The 22457-nt window shown below is 46.0% G+C and carries 22 protein-coding genes; 19 read left to right on the top strand and 3 right to left on the bottom strand.

All coding sequences use genetic code 11. From position 1 onward, the window contains the following. Window positions 1-157: 157 nt before the first annotated feature. From QF049_RS11045 to QF049_RS11000, 10 genes are all read left to right on the top strand, one after another. Entirely contained in the window at window positions 158-1105 is a 948-nt protein-coding gene (locus tag QF049_RS11045) for a DMT family transporter (protein WP_307537371.1), read from the top strand. A 189-nt stretch (window positions 1106-1294) separates the two neighbouring features. Next, on the top strand, window positions 1295-2326 hold the full coding sequence (locus tag QF049_RS11040) for a LacI family DNA-binding transcriptional regulator (protein ID WP_307537369.1): 1032 nt from the start codon (window positions 1295-1297) through the stop codon (window positions 2324-2326). A 247-nt stretch (window positions 2327-2573) separates the two neighbouring features. Beyond that, entirely contained in the window at window positions 2574-5123 is a 2550-nt protein-coding gene (locus QF049_RS11035; RefSeq protein ID WP_307537367.1) for a beta-mannosidase, read from the top strand. 164 nt (window positions 5124-5287) lie between these two features. After that, window positions 5288-5803 carry a hypothetical protein gene (locus QF049_RS11030; protein ID WP_307537364.1) on the top strand — a complete coding sequence of 172 codons (516 nt, stop codon included), beginning with the start codon at window positions 5288-5290 and terminating at the stop codon, window positions 5801-5803. A 77-nt stretch (window positions 5804-5880) separates the two neighbouring features. After that, on the top strand, window positions 5881-6585 hold the full coding sequence (locus QF049_RS11025; protein WP_017688950.1) for a response regulator transcription factor: 705 nt from the start codon (window positions 5881-5883) through the stop codon (window positions 6583-6585). Then, entirely contained in the window at window positions 6582-7622 is a 1041-nt protein-coding gene (locus QF049_RS11020; RefSeq protein ID WP_307537361.1) for a sensor histidine kinase, read from the top strand. The genes QF049_RS11025 and QF049_RS11020 overlap by 4 nt, the downstream gene beginning before the upstream one ends. Window positions 7623-7656: 34 nt before the next feature. After that, on the top strand, window positions 7657-8373 hold the full coding sequence (locus tag QF049_RS11015; RefSeq protein ID WP_373428341.1) for a cytochrome c biogenesis CcdA family protein: 717 nt from the start codon (window positions 7657-7659) through the stop codon (window positions 8371-8373). Window positions 8374-8391: 18 nt separating this feature from the next. Continuing rightward, window positions 8392-8973, top strand: a complete 582-nt coding sequence (locus QF049_RS11010) for a redoxin family protein (protein WP_307537356.1) — start codon at window positions 8392-8394, stop codon at window positions 8971-8973. A 16-nt stretch (window positions 8974-8989) separates the two neighbouring features. Further along, window positions 8990-10078, top strand: coding sequence for a peptide-methionine (R)-S-oxide reductase MsrB (gene msrB / locus QF049_RS11005; protein WP_307537354.1), 1089 nt, complete (start codon window positions 8990-8992; stop codon window positions 10076-10078). Window positions 10079-10362: 284 nt separating this feature from the next. After that, the gene (locus QF049_RS11000) at window positions 10363-12273 is read left to right on the top strand and encodes an AraC family transcriptional regulator (RefSeq protein WP_307537352.1); all 1911 of its coding nucleotides are present in this window, start codon (window positions 10363-10365) and stop codon (window positions 12271-12273) included. Window positions 12274-12407: 134 nt separating this feature from the next. Here the strand turns inward: QF049_RS11000 and QF049_RS10995 are convergent, their stop codons facing one another. Beyond that, complete coding sequence (locus tag QF049_RS10995) at window positions 12408-13079, bottom strand: hypothetical protein (protein ID WP_307537350.1); 672 nt, start codon at window positions 13077-13079, stop codon at window positions 12408-12410. A 44-nt stretch (window positions 13080-13123) separates the two neighbouring features. Next, a complete protein-coding gene (locus QF049_RS10990; protein ID WP_105598328.1) occupies window positions 13124-13645 on the bottom strand; it encodes a zinc metalloprotease in 522 nt (173 codons plus the stop codon). Window positions 13646-13872: 227 nt separating this feature from the next. Between QF049_RS10990 and QF049_RS10985 the strand changes: the two genes are divergently transcribed. From QF049_RS10985 to QF049_RS10965, 5 genes are all read left to right on the top strand, one after another. Further along, window positions 13873-14550, top strand: coding sequence for an SOS response-associated peptidase (locus tag QF049_RS10985; RefSeq protein ID WP_091016984.1), 678 nt, complete (start codon window positions 13873-13875; stop codon window positions 14548-14550). A gap of 205 nt (window positions 14551-14755) precedes the next feature. Further along, the gene (locus tag QF049_RS10980; RefSeq protein ID WP_307537348.1) at window positions 14756-15886 is read left to right on the top strand and encodes an NADH-dependent flavin oxidoreductase; all 1131 of its coding nucleotides are present in this window, start codon (window positions 14756-14758) and stop codon (window positions 15884-15886) included. Between the two features lie 137 nt (window positions 15887-16023). Then, entirely contained in the window at window positions 16024-16791 is a 768-nt protein-coding gene (locus QF049_RS10975) for a DeoR/GlpR family DNA-binding transcription regulator (protein WP_105598331.1), read from the top strand. 20 nt (window positions 16792-16811) lie between these two features. Continuing rightward, window positions 16812-17270 (top strand): OsmC family protein, encoded by a 459-nt coding sequence (locus tag QF049_RS10970; protein WP_150367565.1) that lies wholly within the window; start codon window positions 16812-16814, stop codon window positions 17268-17270. Between the two features lie 58 nt (window positions 17271-17328). Next, window positions 17329-17919: a DUF2062 domain-containing protein gene (locus QF049_RS10965; protein ID WP_036670565.1), complete on the top strand. Its 591-nt coding sequence runs from the start codon at window positions 17329-17331 to the stop codon at window positions 17917-17919. Here the strand turns inward: QF049_RS10965 and QF049_RS10960 are convergent. After that, window positions 17897-18826: an AEC family transporter gene (locus QF049_RS10960; RefSeq protein WP_047842630.1), complete on the bottom strand. Its 930-nt coding sequence runs from the start codon at window positions 18824-18826 to the stop codon at window positions 17897-17899. The genes QF049_RS10965 and QF049_RS10960 overlap by 23 nt on opposite strands. Before the next feature lie 214 nt (window positions 18827-19040). Between QF049_RS10960 and QF049_RS10955 the strand changes: the two genes are divergently transcribed. The 4 genes from QF049_RS10955 (at window position 19041) to QF049_RS10940 (ending at window position 22333) form a co-directional block, all read left to right on the top strand. After that, entirely contained in the window at window positions 19041-20123 is a 1083-nt protein-coding gene (locus tag QF049_RS10955) for a lactonase family protein (RefSeq protein ID WP_307537343.1), read from the top strand. Window positions 20124-20505: 382 nt separating this feature from the next. Continuing rightward, window positions 20506-21138: a 3-hexulose-6-phosphate synthase gene (gene hxlA / locus QF049_RS10950; RefSeq protein ID WP_307543198.1), complete on the top strand. Its 633-nt coding sequence runs from the start codon at window positions 20506-20508 to the stop codon at window positions 21136-21138. A 4-nt stretch (window positions 21139-21142) separates the two neighbouring features. Next, the gene (gene hxlB, locus QF049_RS10945) at window positions 21143-21706 is read left to right on the top strand and encodes a 6-phospho-3-hexuloisomerase (RefSeq protein WP_091016976.1); all 564 of its coding nucleotides are present in this window, start codon (window positions 21143-21145) and stop codon (window positions 21704-21706) included. Between the two features lie 267 nt (window positions 21707-21973). After that, on the top strand, window positions 21974-22333 hold the full coding sequence (locus QF049_RS10940) for a winged helix-turn-helix transcriptional regulator (protein ID WP_062833989.1): 360 nt from the start codon (window positions 21974-21976) through the stop codon (window positions 22331-22333). The last annotated feature ends 124 nt before the right edge of the window (window positions 22334-22457 follow it).

Raw genomic sequence — 22457 nt, 5'->3', positions numbered from 1 at the left:
CCGTTCCTTCCCATTTTCGATGCATGAGTTTATTTCATATAATCTATTATAAATATTCATTTTTATAATGCAAAGAGATCGTTTATACTTGCCAAGGCGAGTTAGTTCGACGCACGATCACACAGATCAGAATACATAGAATGAAGGTTGAAGCAAGATGAATGGTGTACAGGTTAATCAAGGTCAGGCAACGAGAAGAGCGGACATCCAGATGCTGCTCGCAACGGTCATCTGGGGATCATCCTATCTGTTTATGAAGTCGGGCCTAGAGTCCATGCAAGAACTGAATCTGGTCGCATTTCGTTTTGGAATTGCCTTTATTGCGGCAGGACTTATTTTTCATCGGCGGTTGTTTCAGATGGATCGCAGAACACTTGTGGCCGGAGCGATTATGGGGACAGCTTTATTTGCTGCCTTTGTATTTATCACCTATGGTGTGCAACGAACAACGACATCCCAAGCGGGATTCTTGATAAGTTTGGCCGTTATTTTTGTACCGATCCTGACGACCATCCAGCATCGTCGTATGCCGGACAAACGATTGACGCTCAGTATCCTGGTTGCAGTTACCGGGCTTGGCTTGTTGACGCTTCAACATGAGCTTAGTCTGCACACGGGAGATATTCTGTGCATACTAGCAGCACTTGTGTATGCCATCTATATAATGATTGCTGGCAAGTTCACACCGAAGCATGATCCACTAACATTGGGAACAGTTCAATTAGGTGTTGCAGCGATGTGGGGAATTGCAGCTACATTCATGCTGGAAACGCCACGTATGCCCGATACGGCTGAATCCTGGGCAGCCATTCTCGGGTTAGGTGTTTTGTGTAGTGGCTTGGGGTATATTCTGCAGACACTCGCGCAGCGTCATGCTTCTCCTACAAGAACAAGTCTGATTTTTTCACTCGAACCACTGTTTGCAGCAGCATTTGCATTTACCTTTCAAGGGGAATCGCTAACGTTGCAAGGGTATGCGGGAGCAGCTTTGATGTTGGTTGGTGTTCTCATCACAGAGATCAAACTTCCACAGCCTATCTTCTGGCGTAGAAAACGCCCGGTTTTACAGTCGGAACTCAGCGATCAGGGAGCACCAGGCGTATAATTGGGGGACAAAGGGTCCTTTCGTCATCTTCTATGGAAGGTGAGGAAAGGGTCTTTTTTTGGTTATGTCGCTCACCTTGTGTAACAGCTAATCAACTACCTAACAAAAACAAAATAACATAACTTGTTTTGTTGATTTTTGTTTTTTATGCTACACTGAATGGAAAATTAGGAAAAACGGGTGAGTAGGATGGCCAAAAGAGTAACGATGCAGCAAATTGCGGATGCTGCGGGAGTGTCCAAATTCGCAGTCTCCCGTGCGCTGACAGGCAAGCCTGGTGTGAGTGAGCATACACGCGAGATGATTGTCAGAACGGCGGGGCAGCTTGGGTATTTCAGAACCGAACCGAAGCGTTATCCGGGTGAGACACAGATATCAGCGGAGATGAAGCCAGAAGCGGAGCGACAAGGCACGATATTGATTTTATTTCCCAACATTCGTTCTCAGAATCGGTCCTCCTTATACTGGGGTCCTGTGTTTGACGGAATTTCTGAGAGGTTGAATGAGAAGGGAATGGATATTTTAACGTTAACAGAACCCTCTTCAGATCGGATGTTTTCGGTCCTTAATCCCGAAGCAATCAGCGGAGTCATTACCGTGGGCACCATCTCGACATCGGTATTGCTGGAGATTTACAGGCTGCGTATTCCGCTTGTTATGGTGGATCATGAAGACCCTGCCATATACGCAGACTCAGTTTTTACGGACAATATAAAGTGTATGAAAGAACTGGTTAACATGCTCGTTGGAAAAGGATACAGAAGGTTCCAGTTTGCCGGGCAACTGCCCGATGCTGCAAGTTTCAGAGAACGCTGGCTTGGATATCGTACTGTGCTGGAAGAGAAGCAGTTGGAGGGGGAACAGCAAGAAGGCTTACTGGGACCAGAGTATGATCAGATCCGGAGATCCATTGCTGAAATGGAGCTGGAGGATATCCCTGAAGTTATCGTGTGTGCGAATGATCATACAGCTGTCATTGTCATTCAGGCACTCCAAAGTCGAGGCATTCAGGTGCCTGAACGCTGTGCTGTAACCGGATTTGACAATACGCAGACGGATGAACCCATTCTGGCTTCGGTACATATTAACAAAGAGAATCTGGGCACGAGAGCAGTAGACCAGCTGTTGTGGCGGATCAAACATCTAGATGAACCTTATGAACGCAAGCTGATCTATTCGGAATTAATTATTCGTGATGAATATAACGCCAGTATACAGTAATGGGATATGAACTTACGGGCTCATTTTAACAATGATCATACGGGTAAATGAAATGAGGTGAAAGACATGGAGAGGTTAGAGCTTCATGTCTTTTTGTTATGCAGAAACTATTTAACAAATTAAATTACAAAACAGATTGACTATAAGAAGCATATCGTGTTAATTTTGTTTTGTAAGTTATTTGTTTTTATACTAACAAAACCTAACAAAATATTGGTTAACAACTCTAACAACAATGGAGGCTGTCATGAGCACAATACAATCACAGGTTTTTCAGAATTGGACGTTCAAGGCTTGCGAAGATCAAGAGTGGATGCCGGCTCAGGTGCCCGGCTGTGTGCATACAGATTTGCTGAAGCTGGGCAAGATTCCAGATCCTTTTTATGGAACAAACGAGAAGGAAGTACAGTGGATTGATAAGATAGATTGGGAATATCAGACGGAATTTGACGTTGCCGAAGCGTTGTTCTCCCAGGAACATCTGGAACTGGTGTTTGATGGTCTTGATACATATGCGGATGTGTATGTGAATGATGTGCATGTGTTATCAGCAGATAATATGTTCCGAGTATGGAAGGCAGATGTAAAGGCTGTATTGAAGGGAAACGGTAACATTCTCCGAATACGTTTTCGGTCACCGATTCAGGAAGATCTGCCTAAGCTGGAGAAGCTCGGATATGCTTTACCGGCATCCAATGATCAGTCCGATGTTGGCGGACTTGGCGACAAGAGAGTAAGTATTTTTGCACGTAAAGCCCCGTATCACTATGGTTGGGACTGGGGTCCGCGTTTTGTAACCAGTGGGATCTGGCGTGAAGCACGTCTTGAAGGTTGGACACAGGTACGAATCAATGATGTGTATATCCAGCAAAATGAAGTAAGCGCTACCTCAGCTTCATTAACTGCTGTTGTGGAAGTCGAGACATCACAAGCGGTAGATACGATTATTCGTATCGGCGCAGATGGACAGAGATGGGAAAGATCCGTATCGCTACAACCCGGAACTCAGACTGTGGAGATTCCAATCTCCATTGATAAACCGAAATTGTGGTGGAGCCGTGGGCTTGGTGATCCGCATATGTACACCTTCCTTACCGAAGTGCTTCAAGGTGAGCGAGCTGTGGCTGAATCTACAGTGAAGACTGGGCTTCGTTCCATTCGGCTGGTACGTGACAAAGATGAAGCAGGAGCATCCTTTTATTTTGAAATAAATGGTGTTGCGGTCTTTGCCAAAGGGGCCAACCACATTCCGAATGATAGCTTCATCACTGAAATTACTCATGAACGTTATCGTCATGAGATCGTATCCGCAGCCGAGTCCAATATGAATATGCTGCGCGTGTGGGGTGGCGGAATCTATGAGCAGGATGTGTTCTACGAACTGTGTGATGAATACGGAATCCTGGTATGGCAAGACTTCATGTTTGCATGCAGCATGTATCCAGGAGATGAAGCGTTTCTGAACAGTGTAAGACATGAAGCCATTGATAATGTGAAACGTCTGCGCAACCATCCAAGTATTGCACTCTGGTGTGGGAACAACGAGATTGATTCGGCTTGGGCTCACTATGTTGAGAATGGTGGCTGGGGTTGGAAAAAGGAATTTACTACCGAGCAGCGTGAGAGCATCTGGGCCGATTACGAAGCCATCTTCCATGATCTGCTGCCAGAAGTCGTTGAAGCGTATGCTCCAGGTGTGGATTACTGGCCTTCTTCACCACTTGTATCCCTGACAGAGGATGAGAAGCAACATGCGCACCCGTCCACAGCCGAAGGGGATATCCATTACTGGGGCGTGTGGCACAATGTAGAACCGTTCGAAAACTATAATGTGCATGTGGGTCGTTTCATGAGTGAATACGGATTCCAGTCTTTCCCGGAGTACAAGTCAGTACGCACTTACGCGGAAGAAGAAGATCTTGCTCTGGAATCGGAAGTCATGCTTGCACATCAAAAGAATGGGGCAGGCAATCGTCTGATCAAACAGTACATGGATATGTACATGCATGAATCGAAGGACTTCCCATCGTTCCTGTATATGAGCCAGGTGCTTCAAGCGGAAGCGATGAAGACAGCCATTGAAGCGCACCGTCGCCGCAAACCATTCTGCATGGGCACACTTTACTGGCAAATGAATGATTGCTGGCCGGTGGCTTCATGGGCAGGTATGGACTACCTTGGTCGTTGGAAAGCATTGCAATATTATGCGAAACGCAGCTTCAGCGATGTGTTGGTATCCGTAGATGGAACAAAAGAAGATACAACAGATATATATATCATCTCGGATCAATTACAACCTGTAAAAGGGCAGTTACAGATTCGTTTACTCGGGTTCGATGGAACGGTGCATCGTGATGAAACACATGACGTGATCTTGGCACCTAATACAGGTGATCGAGTGCTGTCATTACGTAACACGGAATGGCTTGAAGGTCATGATACAGCTAACACGCTGCTGCGCCTGGATCTGAAACAGGAAGGTGCGGCGAATATCGTACAGGAACACTATTTTGTACCGTCCAAAGACCTTGCTCTGCAGCCTGCAAACATCAATGTAAGCGGAGGAGCGGATGAGAACGGCGTTCATCTGGTACTGGAAAGTGATGTGCTTGCTAAACAGGTATGGCTATCTTCGGATGTGGAGGGTGTCTTCTCGGATAACTTCTTCGACTTGATTCCTGGCATTCCGGTGAAGGTGCAGTTCACTTCCAGAGAGGGTTTGCAGTCTAATGATGTGATATCAAATCCGGGACCGATCGAGGTTCGATCCATGATTGATTTTATTCGTTTGACCTAGAAGAAACGGTTGGAGTCTCTCGTAAGAGAGATTTCAACCTTTTTTATTGAAACCTGACTCCATTTATATATCGTAATGGTTTCGTAATACTTCGCTTAGAGAATCGTAAGCTGTCTTGCTTATTGTAATCCATGTAAGTAATAAACGAATGGAGAGTGATAAGAATGATGAAAACGAATAAGAGCAAAAAAGTGATGGTAGCAGCGGTATTGATGATGTCTATGGCCTTTTCTGGATTGGCAAGTGCTGCAGATATGAAAACGATTAAAAAGGATGGCATGGAGCTTGTTCAATTGAGACAGGCGGCGAAAATGTATGATTACAGCATTATGTGGGACAGCAAGGACAGATCTGTAACTTTGATGTATATGGGCAAAATGGACGGCAAGATGATGAAAGACGACAACATGATGGAAGACGAAAAGATGATGAAAGACGACATGATGATGAAAGACGAAAAGATGATGAAAGACGACATGATGATGAAAGACGACATGATGATGGAAGAAACGATGATGCCTGCGGGAAAAACGATTAAATTGTGGATTGGATCGAAAAAAATCATGGTAGACGGTATGCAAGTTAACTTGAAATCGATGCCTGTCATCCATGAAGGGAATTCGTATGCGGCTGAGTCTGTAATTAAACAGTACATGATGCCAGTCATGGGAATGAAGTAATTTAAGGGCTAAGCAGCGCCATCACCATATGATATGATTGGCTCAAATGTATTTTCTGGAATATGGGGTGGGTTTGTTTGAATGAATGTGTACTGGTTGCTGATGATGATACGAATATTACCGACGTTTGTCGCAGGTATTTGGAACGGGAAGGTTATCTTGTTGTGACGGCCAAGGACGGTTTGGAGGCTATTGAGCTGTGGCACAGCCAAACGCCAAGCTTGATTGTGCTCGACCTGATGATGCCACATAAGAATGGTTGGGAAGTATGCAACGAGATTCGGCAAACTGAGGATGTGCCCATTGTAATGCTGACGGCCCGGGGTGAGGAACAGGACCGTCTGATGGGACTGACGATGGGGGCGGATGATTATCTGACCAAACCTTTTAGTCCGAGAGAACTTGTTTTACGTGTGAAGGCAATCCTGCGGAGAATGCGAATTGCGCAGGCATCACCTGTTACAACATCTGAATATACGATCAATTATGAAGGGCTTACCATTGATTTTACCAAGCGTGAAGTGCATATCAGCGGGCAGGCCATTGAATTGACCGTTACAGAGTTTGAGATGTTGTATTTGCTGGCAAGTCACCCGGGCCAGGTGTTCTCCCGTAACCAGATGTTAAGCAAGATTTGGGATTTTAGCTATGAGGGAGATACAACAACGGTGACTGTACATGTTCGGAGATTACGAGAGAAGATCGAACAGAATCCTTCTGATCCAAAATATATTAAAACAGTTTGGGGTATAGGCTACAAGTTTGCGGGTGGCAGTTCATGAAACTTCGCACATACTTGGTGTTGTCCAGTCTCACAGGCATTGGCGTATTATTAATTTGTTTGTTCATCAGTTATTCCAAAATGCTGCTTACGATCGAACAATTGTATTGGTTATCGGCTATAACGGCAGGGGTAGGCTTACTTTCGTTTATTCTTCAATATTTGCTGACTAAGCCATTAGAGAAATCAATTGCGCGAATTACACAACAGACGATACGAATTGCCGAAGGGGATTTCCATACGGAAGTCCCTCTCATCGGTACGCAGGAATTTAAGCTCCTGGCACAGCAATTTAATGAAATGAGTTCCAAGCTGAAGGAAAGCTTTGATCATCTGCATCACTCAGAAACCGCGAGACGAGAGTTGATCGCTAATGTTTCCCATGATTTACGGACTCCCTTGGCATCCATTCAGTCATTCGTCGAAGCGTTGGAGGATGATGTCATTAAGGATAAAGAAACCTTTCAGCGTTACCTGAACACGATACGACTTGAAACGAAGCGTTTGGGAGGGCTTATTCAAGACTTGTTCGAATTATCCAGCCTGGAAGCGCAAGGGGAGGTATTTGACCCTCAGCCTTGTCACGTAGATGAGTTGCTGCTCAGTACGTTGGAGAGTTTTTCGTTTCATCTCGCTGAGAAAACGCTGAACGTTGAAATCGATTTGCCCGATAAATTACCAGCCGCGGTTATGATGCCTGCACAAATGAAGCGGGTCCTTTCCAATTTGCTGCAAAATGCCATTCAATACTCTCCTACTGAAGGAAAAATCATTCTGTCTGCCAAAGAAAAGGGGCTGTTTATACGGATTTCAGTTACGGATGAAGGGGAAGGCATTGAAGCGGAGGAAACTTCGCGTATATTTGAACGTTTTTATCGAATTGACAAATCACGTAGCAAGAGCAATGGGGGGGCCGGGCTTGGCCTTGCCATCGCTCAATCGATTGTGGAACTCCATGGTGGCGAGATCGGGGTTCAGAGTACAAAAGGAGAAGGAAGCTGCTTCTGGTTCACGCTTCCGATCTATGTCAGTCGTTAACCTTGGTTAATCAAACGCAGTATTTATTCAGGTGGTGAATGACTTGACCAGTGATTTAGTATTCCTTTTCGGCGTTTTTGGTGCAGGATTGTTATCGTTTTTTGCGCCATGTATTCTGCCGCTGATCCCGGTATATGTGTCTTATCTGTCGGGAAGTATGGTCAACGGTACGAATCAGCAGCAGCCTGACAATCGGTTGCGGTCCACACTTGTTTTGCGGACTTTTTTATTTGTTCTTGGGCTGTCCCTGGTATTTGTTTTACTTGGTTTCGGTTCCGGCATCGTTGGTAATTTGATCTCAAGTCCTGTGTTTATTGCCATCTGCGGAGCCATTGTGGTGCTTTTTGGGATTTATCAAACCGGGTTGATCCGACTATCCTGGCTGGAACAGGAGAGAAAGCTGTCAAACGATCAAGCCAAACGGGGAGGGTATGTCGGAGCGTTCCTGTTGGGTCTGACGTTTAGTTTTGGCTGGACGCCTTGTATCGGGCCTGTTCTGGCTGCCATTCTTGGTATCGCCGCAGGAGAAGGCTCTCCGCTGTATGGCGGGTTTCTCATGTTCCTGTATACCCTTGGATTAGCGATTCCTTTCTTGATCCTGTCCGTTTTTTCGGAATATGTTATGAAGCGGATACGTCGTTTATACAGGTACATGGGTGTCATAAAAATAACTTCCGGCTGTATTCTTATTGTCATGGGACTATTGTTAATGACAGACCGACTAAACAGCTTGGTGACCTGGTTTCAATAATCATTGGAGGAATTTGGTATGAAGACGGCACGGAAATGGATGTTATCTGTAATCGTATTTGCTGGAGTCCTGTTGATCTTGAGCGCATGTGGATCCCAGCAAACTGAATCAAAACAAACGGGGGCATCATCAACCCCAGCATCAACATCCGATATGAGTTCGTCAACCATGATGAACAAGGGAGAGACGGCTCCTGAATTTTCATTGCGTGATCTGGAAGGAAACACGGTTGGACTTTCTGATGTTCAAGGCAAGAAAGTGTATGTGAAATACTGGGCTTCCTGGTGTTCCATCTGCCTTGCGGGTTTGGAAGACCTGAACAATCTGGCTGGTCAAAACAATGATTTTCAAGTCATTACCATTGTGACGCCAGACTACAAAGGAGAGAAATCCTCCCAAGCGTTTACCGAATGGTTTGACCAACAGCCATATGATAACATAACTGTTCTTTTGGATGAGAAAGGTGTATGGGCCAAGAAATTTGGCGTAAGAGCATATCCTAGTTCCTTTTATATTGGCTCTGATGGTATTTTAGCGAAATCGCAGCCAGGGCATGCATCCAATGAACAGATCATGGAATCATTACAAGAGATTTTGTGAGAAGGGAGAAAGTGTCATGAAAAGGACGCTGCTCGGCTTGTGCCTCCTTGTTATAGCGATAGCTGTGTCTGCTTGTGGAAACAGGGCTGAGAGCCATTCATCTTCATCTTCGATATCCACTCAACCTGTCAAGGCATCGAGTGTCTCCGAGGATAACCTGAGTAACCTGTACTTGGCAGGAGGCTGTTTCTGGGGTGTGGAGGCATATATGGCTCGTATTCCAGGGGTTCAGTATGTGACTTCCGGTTATGCCAACGGTGAAGGAGAGAATCCAACCTATGAGGATGTTATTCGCGGGGACCAGGGGTTTGCGGAGACCGTTCATGTAAAATATGATCCGCAGCAAGTATCTTTGCAGAAATTGCTGGAATCTTATTTTCGAGTTATTGATCCTACCAGCTTGAATAAACAGGGCAATGATCGTGGCATTCAGTATCGGACAGGAATATATTATACGTTGCCTGAAGATGCCAAAATCATCGAGCAGGCTGTAGAGGCAGAGCAAGCAAAATATGACCAACCCATTGTAACGGAGGTAATGCCTCTGCAGAATTATTATTTGGCGGAGGAGTACCATCAGGATTATTTGGAAAAAAATCCGAATGGATATTGTCACATTGATATGACTGTCCTGGATGACCTGGAGATTGGGATTGATCCCGCTCAATATCCACGTCCAACAGATGAACAATTAAAGGAACGATTAACAGACGAACAGTATGCGGTCACGGTAAACAATGATACGGAGCATGCATTCAGTAACGAATACTGGGATAATGAGGAGCCCGGTCTGTATGTGGATATTGCAACGGGAGAGCCGTTATTCACCAGCCGGGATAAGTATAATTCCGGTTGCGGGTGGCCGAGTTTTACAAAACCGATTGTACCTGAGGTTGTTACCTATACAACGGATACGAGCTTTGGGATGGAACGCACGGAGGTACGAAGCCGGGCAGGTGACATCCACCTCGGTCATGTGTTCGATGATGGTCCCGAAGATCGCGGCGGCAAACGTTACTGTATTAATAGTTCATCGATCCGGTTTATTCCCTTAGACAAGATGGAGGAAGAACGATACGGATATTTATTGTCATTTGTCGAGTAGAGAAATACGTATCTGCCGATGCAGTTTCCAATACAGGACGCATTCAGGTTTGTTCCATGGCTGACTTTATCAAAAGAATAAGGCCATAATTTTAGAACGGTTGAGATCTCTCTATGAGGGGGTTCGACCGTTTTTTATTTTGCGGCATCTAACAAAAACGGAGGTAGGCTTCTAAGATGGTTCCATCATTGTTATAATTGATAATCATTATCAATTATAGGCCGGTTTTTAGTCACAATGTCAAGGTATTGTGCATGTTTGATTGCTTAGGAGAGGGAGTTTATATGGGAATTCAGAATGACATCAAGCTGTGGGATCAGGTACAGGTTCGCGTGCTTGATGTGCGTCTTATATCACTCGCAACACACGAGTTCATACGCAATTATGTGTTACCGACCAGTGCATTTGTGTATGTTCAAGGCAGGGGGCAGGTCGGGCTGGACGAGGAGGTATGGACTACAGGCCAGTTCTTGCTGCTGCATGCGGGAAAAGGAAGACGTCTGACACTTGAAGCGACAGGGGTTATGGAGGTACATCTGATTTTGTACAAATCAACCTTGCCCTCCAACGTGCTTGTGGAGTACCGAATGATGTTGAACCAGCGTAATCCGTTTGAAGAGTCCTGGGCGACAGTGCCGGATCAAACACTTGAGCTACGTGAGCTTGTGCGGAATATACATGAATGCTGGTCAGGGCAGGAGCGAGTGAGCAAATTTCAGGTCAAAGTGTATTTCTTTCAACTGGTACAGCTTGTCTTGTTACAGCGGAGTCGCATGTTTAACGAAGTTCAACAGCCTTCGCTTACCGATCAGGTTTTGCGATATATCAAAGCTCATTACCGGGAATCGATCTCACTTGATTTGCTTGCCCAGTCCTTGAGTTACAGTCCGCAATATTTATCACGCAAATTCAAGGAACAGACGGGATGTACACCGACAGAATATGTGATTCGGTTACGAATGGCTGAGGCAAGGAGTCTGCTTGCGTCCACAGAAGCTTCATTACAGGAGATTGCTGCGTATGTGGGTTATATGGACCCGTTTTATTTCAATCGTATATTCAAAAAAGAGACCGGTATCACACCCGGGCAATATCGGTTGAAGCAGCAGGAAAACTCGAAAGCAGTTTCAAAAAGTACATTAAATGCAACAAATGAATCCATTGTAACAGGAGGGGATGAACGTTATCCTTTAATTGATGATGATAATCATTATCAATATGAGGGAGATGAGGAAATCAACATGTTTAACCATTTTAAATCAGCGATCATGTCGCTTGCGCTTGTACTCACATTGAGTGCTTGTGGAACAGCCCAGCAGGGGGCAGAAACATCCGAAGTTGCGGCTGAACCCGAACAACCGGCAGTAGTGGAAACGCAAATGGTAAATACGACCTTTGGTGAGGTAGAAATTCCTGCACATCCGGAGCGAGTTGCTGCTATTGATTATCTGGGAACGGTGCTTGCTCTTGGTGTCAAACCGATTGGTGGAGGCCAATTTCTGATGAACAGCCCTTATCTGGAAGGCCACTTGGATGGTCTTGAGACCATAGGGGATTCCGTTGAACAATTGATGGAGCTGGAACCTGATCTTATTATTACATTGAATCCGGACAAGGCGGCTTATGAGAAATATAGCAAGATTGCTCCAACCGTTTCGATCGCATCCATCACTTTCCCGACACTCAAGGACGAAGTAAACTATTTCGGTAAAGTCCTTGGCAAAGAAGCGGAAGCAGAGAAGTGGCTGGCTGATTTTGATGAGGAGATTGCCAAAATCAAGCAGGAGGTGCAGAGTGTTGTTCCAGCTGATGCTACATTCTCCGTTATGCAGGAATATGATCGCCAAGTCTTCATTTTTGGCAATCAGTCGGGCCGGGGAGGGCGTAACATCTATGAATTGCTTGGATTGCAAGCACCAAAGAACATTCCATCCGAGTTGATGCAGGGCGCCTATCATGAATTCTCTATAGAAATGCTCTCCAAATATGCCGGAGATTACATTGTGCTGACCAGCAAGTCTCAGTTGAAAGATCTTCAGGCAGATCCGATCTGGGGTTCATTACCTGCTATCAAAAATGGAAAAGTATACATATGGACGGAAGAACAATCCTGGTTCCGTGACCCTATCGCCTTGTTGAAACAGACACAGGATCTGGCTGAATGGATTATTGGACTTAATACACCGTCTAAGTAAGGAACTTCAAAAAAACCGTGCTTCCCAGTTTGCTGAGCAGCACGGTTTTCATATTTCTATGTAGGACTGAACAGTAGAAGGGGATTAGCTGCCTGTAGGCAGATGAAGTAACAGTGTGATTACCGTATAAGAGTTTATTCGCTCTTTTGTTCGTTTTGAATTTCTTGCAGATCCTCCAGCTGGAGTGTAAGGTCATTCTCGGGGTTTGCACTCACAATGACTTCTGACTGTGATTGTTGCTGACCTGGCTGATTCGACTTGGCGGCAGGTTTGATCACGTAGAGACTTTGAACGGAGTTGAGCAGGCTGGCAGGGGTGTCATCATACGTTTCTAGGAAGAGTACATAGTCTTTGGTAGGAATCAGCTTGAGGTTGTCATCATTAATAATCTCGGTGTTGCCAAGTTGTCCGCCAAGTTGCTTCACTTCAAGTTTTTCCCCGGCAGTGTAACCGCCTTTATAGGATTCAGCGACTTGAATCGTGTGGATCGTATAGATTTTCTCAAATGAAGATGGCTCTCCGCCCGAGTCGGACGCGGGGGTTAACTCGTTTTCATTTGCAGCATCAGTAACTTGTACGATATCGTTTAAAGCTTCCACACGAGTCTCAACAACACTGCCTTTCACAATGGTATTTGCTCTCTCGGACAGGTCGCCAATGCTGGCATAACTCGGGTAATCTTCAGAAGCAATAATGGTCATGGGTGCATCGGATGGGGACGCGGTAGGTGTAACAGAAGAACATCCAACAGCAGATAAAATGAAAATGGAAGAGAGAAGCAGCGTTAATACTCGATTTTTGTTCATGGATAGGAATCCTCCTTGGATTTTTGGGATAAGTTTGTAACGGATTAGTACTTGGATTTTACGTTATTGATATCAAAAGTTTGGGGTTGGGTCATGGAATTGCGGTTGCGGGAGTAAGACATAATGGAAGGACTGCTTGTTGTTGGGTTGTCACCGAGCCAGATGGAGTGTCCGAGTTCGTGGACAAATACGCTTTGAATGAAGTTGGATAAGTTGGTTGCGTCAGGGGTAATTGTGGATGCATTGAGTTCGATGCGGAAGCTTACGACTTGACTGCCGGATACGGAGGCGTAGTTGACACCATATGCTGTATTATTGAAGTTTCCTGCGGTGATGGTGTTTGGGGAGTTACTTGTTTTGGTGAATTTAACTTTGGCACCTGCATTGTTCCAGTTGGTAAGGGAAGCGTCCATGGGAGTCTGCCATGCGGAGGCGTAATTATACGTACGAATGGGGATGGTGGTGCTGGGATAACCGTAGGTGAGAAAGGTTGCCGCATAGATGGTACTGCCAAACATCGCAATCGCTGAGAACAACATGATGCTCATCAAAAATTTCCTTTTCATACTTAAAACCTCCAATAAATGTATTTTATTCTCTATTATAGTAACAAGTAATAGTTGAGTTGAAATGAGTCCGAGGTCGTTGTTTTTGTCGTGAAAAACATGAAATATATCATGATCAGAGCATAATGGTGTCAAAATAAGTCATTTTCTGTTCGATATGCATGCATAATTTCCCTAAAGTTACAAACAATACATCCAACTTACACAGGGAAAGGTCGTGCTTGAGCATGTGCAACCGTTTTTCATTGGCAGCCGATTTGGACGAAGTCAGAGATCATTTCAAGATTCAGCGAGTGATGTATTATTACAAGAACCGATACAATATCAGCCCAACACAGCATACGCCGATTATTTTGCATCAGGATGGCGAGCGTGTATTGGATGAGTTTCGGTGGGGGTTCATTCCATTCTGGGGTCGTGATGCCGTTAACGCGAATCTCATGACGGTGCATGAGAATCCTTCCTATTACAAACTGGTAGAGACCAAGCGCTGCGTCATTCCCTGCAATGGATTATATTACTGGCGGCAAGAGGGCAAGAAAAGTTATGCAGTTCGTGTTGTCATGCCAGATCGCGGTCTGTTCGGCATTGCTGGGTTATACGAGGTGTGGAGAGATACACGGAAAGAGCCGCTTCGTACCTGCACGATGCTTATGACAGGCGCAAACATGGTTACACGCGAGTTTGGCAGTAAAATGCCAGCGATCCTCTCTGAAGAAGAGATCAACACCTGGCTTGATCCGGCTAATACACGGGTGACTCAGTTGTTACCGCTATTGAAATCGTATAACAGTACAGAGATGAATCTGTATCCAGTCACCCCAATGGTTGCCAACGATGAACACGATTGTTACGAATGCGTGGAAGAGATGGATCAGAAGCTGGCTTACGTTCGGAGTTTCTGAATATCCTTTGGATAGAGTGAAGGACTTTGGATAGAATGAAGAAGATTAAGGGGCTGAGAGTCTGGAGACACTCTGCTCTTTTTTTCCTTTCTGAAAATGAAAAGTTGCAATTGCAAAGAAACGTAACTATAATCATTACAGTAAGTGAACGCATATATTCATATATCTATTAAAAGAGATATTTATAATCAGGAGGGAACCACGAATGAATCCAAAGTTTAACCAGATGTTTGAACAAGTTTCACTACCGACTGGTATTACACTGAAAAACCGTATCGTGCTCGCTCCCATGACTCATATGTCCTCGAATGCGGATGGTACGATATCCGACGCTGAACTTGCTTATTATGCACGTCGCACCGGTGGTGCTGGCATGTCGATTACGGCTGTAGGGCATGTAACCGAGCATGGCATTGGTTTTCCGGCTCAGTTTGGCGTCTATGATGACCGCTTCATTCCTGGTCTGAAGAAACTGGCTGACACCATGAAACAACAAGGCTCCGTAGCTGTATTGCAAATTTTCCATGCGGGCCGTTTGACTCCTGAACAAGCTGTACCTGCGGGTCAAGTAGTTGCTCCTAGTCCGGTTGCAAGTGAGCGTCCGGGATCTCCTGAACCAAGAGAATTGACGGATGCCGAGATTACTTCCATTATCAAAGACTTTGGTGAAGCGACACGTCGTGCAATTGAAGCTGGTTTTGATGGTGTTGAGATTCACGGTGCTAACGGTTATCTGATCCAGCAATTCTTCTCCCCTCATTCCAACCGACGTGAAGATCGTTGGGGCGGAAGTGTAGAGAAACGTCTGACATTCCCGCTTGCTGTCGTGGATGAGATTCAGAAAGTGGTTGCCGAACATACGAAACTGCCGTTCATCATTGGTTACCGTTTCTCCCCGGAAGAGCCGGAAACACCGGGACTCACGATGGAAGATACGTATGCACTGGTGGATGCGCTTAAAGATAAAAACCTGGATTACCTGCACGTTTCCTTGAACGAATTCTGGTCCAAGCCAAGACGTGGCGAAGCAGATACACGTTCAAGAATGGAATTCATCCTGGATCGTGTGAACGGTAAATTGCCTGTGATTGGCGTAGGTTCAATTCATACAGCTGATGAGGCCGCTGAGGCGCTCCAAACGGGAGTACCACTACTTGCCATTGGACGTGAGCTGATTATTGAACCGGATTGGGTTGAGAAAATCGAGAGCGGACGGGAAGAAGATATTGAAACGATTCTGACCAAATCGGATCAGGAACGTCTGGTTATCCCTGACGGATTGTGGAATGCAATCATCCACACGCCGGGCTGGTTCCCTATGGCAGAAGATAAATAATATACACTTCAGAACTGGAATGGAGGGGGCGAAAGCTCCCTCTTTTTGCACATGGTCCAGATTCTTCTTGTCATCGCTCTGTGGTATGATGGATGAACAGGATCAACTGGATAATCAACGGTTTGGAGTGAAGGAATATGCTCGTAGCTGAACGGTATGAGAAAATAGTGGAATGGGTGGATACGCAAGGCAGCATGCGTGTGACCGAACTTAGTGAGCGCTGCGGGGTGACGGAAGAGACGATACGTCGTGATCTGGACAAGCTCGAACAGGCGGGCAGGCTCAGAAGGTCCCATGGCGGGGCGGTCAGCGTAAAATACAAGGAAGAGTTACAGTCGGAGATTCCGTATCCGGAACGTGCTGTAGCCCATGCAGAAGAGAAGCGCAGAATTGCAAGCGAAGCGGTGAAAATGGTGGAACCCGGCGACCGGATTGCTCTGGATGCAAGTACAACCGCGTGGTATATGGCGGCAGGATTGCCGAACATTCCACTGACCGTATTAACCAATTCGATAAAAGTGGCCGCAGAGCTGAGTAACAAGGAGCAGATTCGTGTGATTGCCACAGGTGGGCAATTGGCTTCGAAGTCACTGTCTTTTGTAGGTCCTCTCGCGGAACGTTCGTTGGATGCGTATCATGTCGATAAAGTGTTTTTGTCTTGCAAAGGGGTGCATCTGACCAAAGGCATCAGTGAGTCAAATGAATTACAGGCCTTGGTGAAGCAGAAAATGATCCAGATTGCGGATGAAGTCATATTACTTGCAGATTCCAGCAAATTTAATATACAGGCATTTACCAGAGTCGCTGAGATGAGCAGTGTGGCAAAAGTGATTACAGATCAGGGTGTAGATGAAGAGCAAGTTAGCGCATTGATTGAGCAGAATATTACGTGTATACGTGTGTAAATAAGAAAGGAATGAATGTCATGAAACATCCTTTTCATCTGAAAGCGGTATGGAATGGTGGGCGTAACAGTGAGGGAACAATCGATGCAGGTGGATTAAAAACGGTCATATCGATTCCGAAGGAGATGGGCGGACCCGGTACGGGAACTAACCCGGACGAGATGCTGCTGGGTGCAGCCTCCACCTGTTACCTGATCACACTGGCAGCGATGCTGGAGCGTTCGGATATTACGCCGGATGAATTGACGCTTGAATCGGAAGCAACGGTAGATGTTACGAATAACGTATTTACGTACGAACGGATCGTACATAGACCCCGGATTGTACTCAGCCAAGATGCTTCAGAGGCGGATCTGACCAAGGCTGAGCGCCTGGCGCATAAGGCTGAATCATCCTGTATGATCTCCCGAGCGGTGGCAGGTAATGTCCAGATGGAGACACAACCGGTCATTGTTACTACAGGAGCTAACGCGGTGTGATATACTGAAGAATAGACGATTCAAGTTGTCATTTGTGTAAAATAAGGAGTAATTCGGTATGAACACACAGAAGCGCAAGACTAACCGCTGGGTACGTTTAACACGTGCTATGAAGCTGAATTTTCTCAAATTGTTACGTGCTCCCGGAGGTGCCCATAAAGTATCTACCGGATTTGCCATAGGGTTCGGACTGGAACTGATCGTGATCTCGACCGCTTCCCTGATATATCTCGTATTTTATCCAATTGTGCGATTGTCTGGGGGTTCGGTGCCAGCAGCGATTGTTGGTAATGTGATCGGGAAACTTACGTTTTTACCTATTATCCTGATGCCACTCGCGAAACAAATTGGCTCATGGATATTGCCTGCTCACAGCATGGGACAGGGACCGGTACATGAGAGTGCATTCATGGAGCTGTTTCGCGGAAACTGGTCGGCCGTGAGTGAATTGTTGCTTGGTGGACTGGATATTCTGGCAGGCATGTCCGTGTTTGGTGTCATTCTGGGTGTGATTTCGTACTTTGTCGTGAAATTCTTCTACGTCAGAGCGCTCAACCGGCGTTATGAACGCCGGCTGGAGAAACGCCGACAAGCGGATATCGCTTCGGTATCACCTCCGGTATTAATCAGGAAGCCATCACAATCATAATGGGCAGCATCAACATGGATGCGGCGGTGGTCCACAGAATGCAGCGGGATACAAACTGCGGAGAAGCATTGAACTGTTCAGCCAAAATAACGGCGTTCACTGCGGTCGGCATCGATGCGAGGATCAGCAGCACACTGAACAACGTGCCTTCGACCTGAAGCGCGGTCAGTATCAGCCAGGACAGGATTGGCGCAGCTGCGAGACGGACCACAAGCCCGGTCCAGAAAGCTCGGCGTACATTGGGCAACCAAGGCACCGTTGCCCCTTTTGGTCTGAGCATCTGTGCTCCCAGAATGGCGAGAACGACAGGAGAGTAGCCCGCAGCCAGCATGGAGATCCCCCCATCCAGCGCTTCAGGCAGGCTCAGATTGGACGCACGCAGCGCAATGGCGATGCCAGCAGCATAAATGGATGGCATGCGGAAAACGGACAGGATCGCATCTTTTACCGTGAATTCGGATCTCGCGGCAAAAAAGATACCTACCGTATTAACAATAATCATCTGTCCAATAACGTAGACAGAAGCCTTGTCCAGTCCAAGCTGACCAAAGGCAAGCAGTACAAGCGGGAGCCCGTAATTCACGCAGTTCGTAAACGTGGAGACGAGGGTGAGACCCGCTTTTTCGCTTGCACCCAGACGGAAAATCCGGCTTAACAGCTCGGCGAGTGCCCACAAGGCAATCAGATTAATAATAGAGAACCAGAACGTGCTGGTGACGTCCGTCCAGGTAATCTCTGCATGCAGCAATGTATTGAAGATGAGCGCAGGGCTCAAAATATAAAGGGAAAAGGTCGAGAGCGACCGGGTATCCCAATTTTTGAAGCGTTTTAACAGAATACCTCCAATCACGGGAAGTGAGATCGGCAGGAACACATGGTATAACGTGAGTAAAAATGAGTGAAGCAATGCAATTCAGTCCCTTCTGGATGAAAAACCTATCTTATCATAGCAGAAGATGCATCTCATATGAATGGATATCAGTATGATGATGTGTAGTAATCGCCTTGTTTAACTAAGGATTTCCCTGCTGGGCAACGACAGCGGATTGCTATTTTGATATGGCAGATTTATTATAGAAGAGGTGCAACAAGATTACATACACATAGAGGAGGAAACTGTAATGAGTGAATCAAAACGCTTGCTCGTACTTGCTGGCTCTTACGCTGAAGCGGAAAATGAGGGCATTTATGCATATGAATTGAATGAGGATACAGGCAGCTTGTCCAAGCTTGACGGCATTGCGGGCGTGAAAAACCCAACGTTTGTCAACGTGGATGCTGAGGGTAACAAACTGTATGCGATTGGTGAAACAGCGTCAGCTGAAGGCAACAAAATGTCTGAAGCGGTAGCTCTGAGCATTGATCCTTCTACAGGAAAATTAACGTTGCTGAACCGGAGTAACTCCATTTCAGCTCCGCCATGTCACATCCAGCGTGACCCTTCCGGCAAATACTTGATTCTCTCCAGCTACCACGGTGGTCTGGTAGGTCTGCAAGCCTTGACGGATAACGGTGAAGTTGGAGCGCTTCTGGACGAGAAGAAACATGAAGGACAAGGTGCGCATCCTGAGCGTCAGGACAAGCCACATGTGCACTCCGCCTTCTTCAGCCCGGATGGTAAATACATGATGGTACAGGATCTGGGCGCGGATAACATTGCGATCTATTCCATTGATGCAGACAAAAATGAACTTGTGCTGCACAGTGAAACTAAAACGCATCCGGGAGCTGGCCCACGTCACTTGGCGTTCCACCCGAATGGTCAATTCGCTTATGTGATCAACGAAGTGGATTCTTCCATTACTTCGTTCCAATATGATGCAGCAGCGGGTACGTTGACTGAATTGTCTACCGTATCTACATTGCCTGATGGATATGATGGCAAAGAAAATACAACAGCGGAAATCACAGTTTCCAATGATGGACGTTATGTATATGGTTCTAACCGTGGACATGACAGCATCGTTGTATTTGCAGTAGATGCAGACAAAGGTCACCTGACACTGGTTGAGCATGTATCTGCTGAAGGTGAGCACCCGCGTCATTTTGCTCTGACACCTAACGGCAAATTGCTGATCGCAGCTAACCGCGATACGAACAACCTCGTGACATTCACGGTAGATCAGGAGAGCGGCCGTCTGAAATACACAGGTCACAGCACAGGTGTATCCAAGCCGGTATGCGTGAAACCAGTATATCTGTAAAATGATAAATTTCTAAACCAGCCCTGGCTGGATTGAAAATGATAAAGATAAATATAAAGACCCTGCCTTGTGGCGGGGTCTTTATATTGAATATCTAATTGGATGATTAGGCTGCTGTTCAGCTGTAAGCGGGTGGATTTGAATAGAGGATTAATTCTATATTTAATTCACCTAACAACGAAAGATTATCAATAGTATCGCCCGAGTAACTACCCCACTTCAAAGTGCGTACTTCCTGAATGGATAGTCAGGGTCTACAATGAGTGAGTAGCCAAAAACAAACACTGCATGCATCTGAACAGACCAATTGGTGCAGGCTAAATATCTGATTATTATTTTTACAGGAACGAATCATACTTGAACAACAAAGGAGAAATAAATGATGAAATTGCAATTGGCGCTTGACTTGGTAAATATCCCTGAAGGTATCGCACTGGTTAAAGAGGTTGAACAATATATTGATATCGTTGAGATTGGTACACCAATCGTTATTAATGAAGGTTTGCACGCGGTTAAAGCGATGAAAGAAGCATTCCCTAATCTGCAAGTTCTTGCAGACCTTAAAATTATGGATGCTGGTGGTTATGAAATCATGAAAGCAGCTGAGGCTGGTGCGGATCTGATCACTGTGCTTGGGGCAACCAATGACAGTACGATCAAAGGTGCAGTAGCAGAAGCGAAGAAACAAAACAAACAAGTTCTTGTGGACATGATCAACGTGCCTAACCTTGAACAACGTGCTCGTGAAATTGATGCGCTTGGCGTAGATTACATCTGTGTACACACAGGTTATGACCTGCAAGCTGAAGGACAAAGCCCGTTCGTAGATCTGCAAACGATCAAAGCTGCTGTGAAAAATGCTAAAACGGCTGTCGCTGGTGGAATCAAGCTGGAAACATTGCCAGAAGTAATCAAAGCACAACCGGATCTGGTTATTGTAGGCGGCGGTATCACAGGACAAGCGGACAAAGCGGCAGTTGCAGCTGAAATGCAACGTCTTGTTAAACAAGGGTAAGCGAATGAGCAAAACACAGTACGCAGCTGACATCTTGAAGGAGCTGGAACGTACGTTAAGCCAGATCGACGATGCTGAAATGCAAGCGATGGCTGAACATATTCTGGCTGCAGAACAGATTTTTGTAGCAGGAGCAGGCCGGTCAGGACTTATGGGAAAGGCTTTTGCCATGAGACTGATGCAGATGGGGCTTCGTGTATATGTGGTGGGCGAGACCGTAACACCTGGGATCAGCTCGAAGGATTTCCTCTTGCTGTGCTCTGGCTCAGGAGAGACAGGCAGTCTCGCAGCTATGGCTAAGAAGGCTAGTCAAGCAGGAGCACCTGTCGGCCTGATTACGATCAAGCCAGAGTCCACGATCGGTCAATTGGCAACTACGGTAGTGCGCCTTCCGGCTTCAGCCAAAGAGGACACAGCGACTTCCGGAGCGGAAGTAACCATCCAGCCAATGGGCTCGCTGTTTGAACAGGGACTGTTAATCGGCATGGATGCTCTCATCCTTACGATGATGGAAATGAAGGGTATGACCGGAGCGGATATGTTTGGCCGCCACGCGAACCTGGAATAGTGAATAGATGAAAGACCGGAATCCTTTGATTATGAAGGGTTCTGGTCTTTTCTGCGATACATAGTCATTCATCTGTATAGATTTTATCCGTGATTTTCAGTTAAACTTTGCATCCCGACCAGGCTGTAGTAGAATTAATAGATAGCTGTATCGAATGAATGTACTTATTACATCATGCATGGAGCGGAAAGCTTACCTCGTGTGAAGTGTCCCCGTGATATGTGTAATATACGCGATATAAGATTGAAGATGAGGGGGCTCGGAGCCATGGCAGCCGAAGTCAAGGAACGGATTAATCTGAAAGAAATCAACTGTGAGAAGGAATTGACCCTTGCGGTGATTGGTGGCAAATGGAAACTGATTATTTTGTGGCATTTGGGTCTGGAAGGCACCAAACGTTTCAGTGAGCTGAAACGCCTAATCCCTCATATTACCCAGAAGATGCTGACCAACCAGCTTCGTGAGCTGGAGGAAGACAAACTGATTGAGCGCAAGGTGTATGCAGAGGTACCTCCTCGGGTGGAATATACGTTGACAGATCACGGTCAGAGCCTGATGCCCGTCCTGCACGCGATGTATAACTGGGGTAAAAATTACGGCGAAAATGTAATCTGGAAAGAAAGCTAAATAAGTAAGTTCTATAATGAACCGCCGGGTAAATGGATTCTTCCATTACCTGGCGGTTTTTTAGTTACTTTCAGACCATGGTCACATGAGCAAAAGTTTATACGAAACGTGGAGAACAGAAATA

Source organism: Paenibacillus sp. W4I10 (genome assembly GCF_030816325.1).
Taxonomy (GTDB): Bacteria; Bacillota; Bacilli; order Paenibacillales; family Paenibacillaceae; genus Paenibacillus; species Paenibacillus amylolyticus_B.
This window is presented reverse-complemented; position numbering and strand designations above follow the sequence as displayed.

Excerpts from the sequence above, each read along its gene's own strand:
- QF049_RS11045 (WP_307537371.1), top strand. The coding sequence starts at position 158 with ATGAATGGTGTACAGGTTAATCAAGGTCAGGCAACGAGAAGAGCGGAC.
- QF049_RS11040 (WP_307537369.1), top strand. The coding sequence starts at position 1,295 with ATGGCCAAAAGAGTAACGATGCAGCAAATTGCGGATGCTGCGGGAGTG.
- QF049_RS11035 (WP_307537367.1), top strand. The coding sequence starts at position 2,574 with ATGAGCACAATACAATCACAGGTTTTTCAGAATTGGACGTTCAAGGCT.
- QF049_RS11030 (WP_307537364.1), top strand. The coding sequence starts at position 5,288 with ATGATGAAAACGAATAAGAGCAAAAAAGTGATGGTAGCAGCGGTATTG.
- QF049_RS11020 (WP_307537361.1), top strand. The coding sequence starts at position 6,582 with ATGAAACTTCGCACATACTTGGTGTTGTCCAGTCTCACAGGCATTGGC.
- QF049_RS11010 (WP_307537356.1), top strand. The coding sequence starts at position 8,392 with ATGAAGACGGCACGGAAATGGATGTTATCTGTAATCGTATTTGCTGGA.
- msrB (WP_307537354.1), top strand. The coding sequence starts at position 8,990 with ATGAAAAGGACGCTGCTCGGCTTGTGCCTCCTTGTTATAGCGATAGCT.
- QF049_RS11000 (WP_307537352.1), top strand. The coding sequence starts at position 10,363 with ATGGGAATTCAGAATGACATCAAGCTGTGGGATCAGGTACAGGTTCGC.
- QF049_RS10995 (WP_307537350.1), bottom strand. The coding sequence starts at position 13,079 with ATGAACAAAAATCGAGTATTAACGCTGCTTCTCTCTTCCATTTTCATT.
- QF049_RS10990 (WP_105598328.1), bottom strand. The coding sequence starts at position 13,645 with ATGAAAAGGAAATTTTTGATGAGCATCATGTTGTTCTCAGCGATTGCG.
- QF049_RS10985 (WP_091016984.1), top strand. The coding sequence starts at position 13,873 with ATGTGCAACCGTTTTTCATTGGCAGCCGATTTGGACGAAGTCAGAGAT.
- QF049_RS10980 (WP_307537348.1), top strand. The coding sequence starts at position 14,756 with ATGAATCCAAAGTTTAACCAGATGTTTGAACAAGTTTCACTACCGACT.
- QF049_RS10975 (WP_105598331.1), top strand. The coding sequence starts at position 16,024 with ATGCTCGTAGCTGAACGGTATGAGAAAATAGTGGAATGGGTGGATACG.
- QF049_RS10970 (WP_150367565.1), top strand. The coding sequence starts at position 16,812 with ATGAAACATCCTTTTCATCTGAAAGCGGTATGGAATGGTGGGCGTAAC.
- QF049_RS10965 (WP_036670565.1), top strand. The coding sequence starts at position 17,329 with ATGAACACACAGAAGCGCAAGACTAACCGCTGGGTACGTTTAACACGT.
- QF049_RS10955 (WP_307537343.1), top strand. The coding sequence starts at position 19,041 with ATGAGTGAATCAAAACGCTTGCTCGTACTTGCTGGCTCTTACGCTGAA.
- hxlA (WP_307543198.1), top strand. The coding sequence starts at position 20,506 with ATGAAATTGCAATTGGCGCTTGACTTGGTAAATATCCCTGAAGGTATC.
- hxlB (WP_091016976.1), top strand. The coding sequence starts at position 21,143 with ATGAGCAAAACACAGTACGCAGCTGACATCTTGAAGGAGCTGGAACGT.
- QF049_RS10940 (WP_062833989.1), top strand. The coding sequence starts at position 21,974 with ATGGCAGCCGAAGTCAAGGAACGGATTAATCTGAAAGAAATCAACTGT.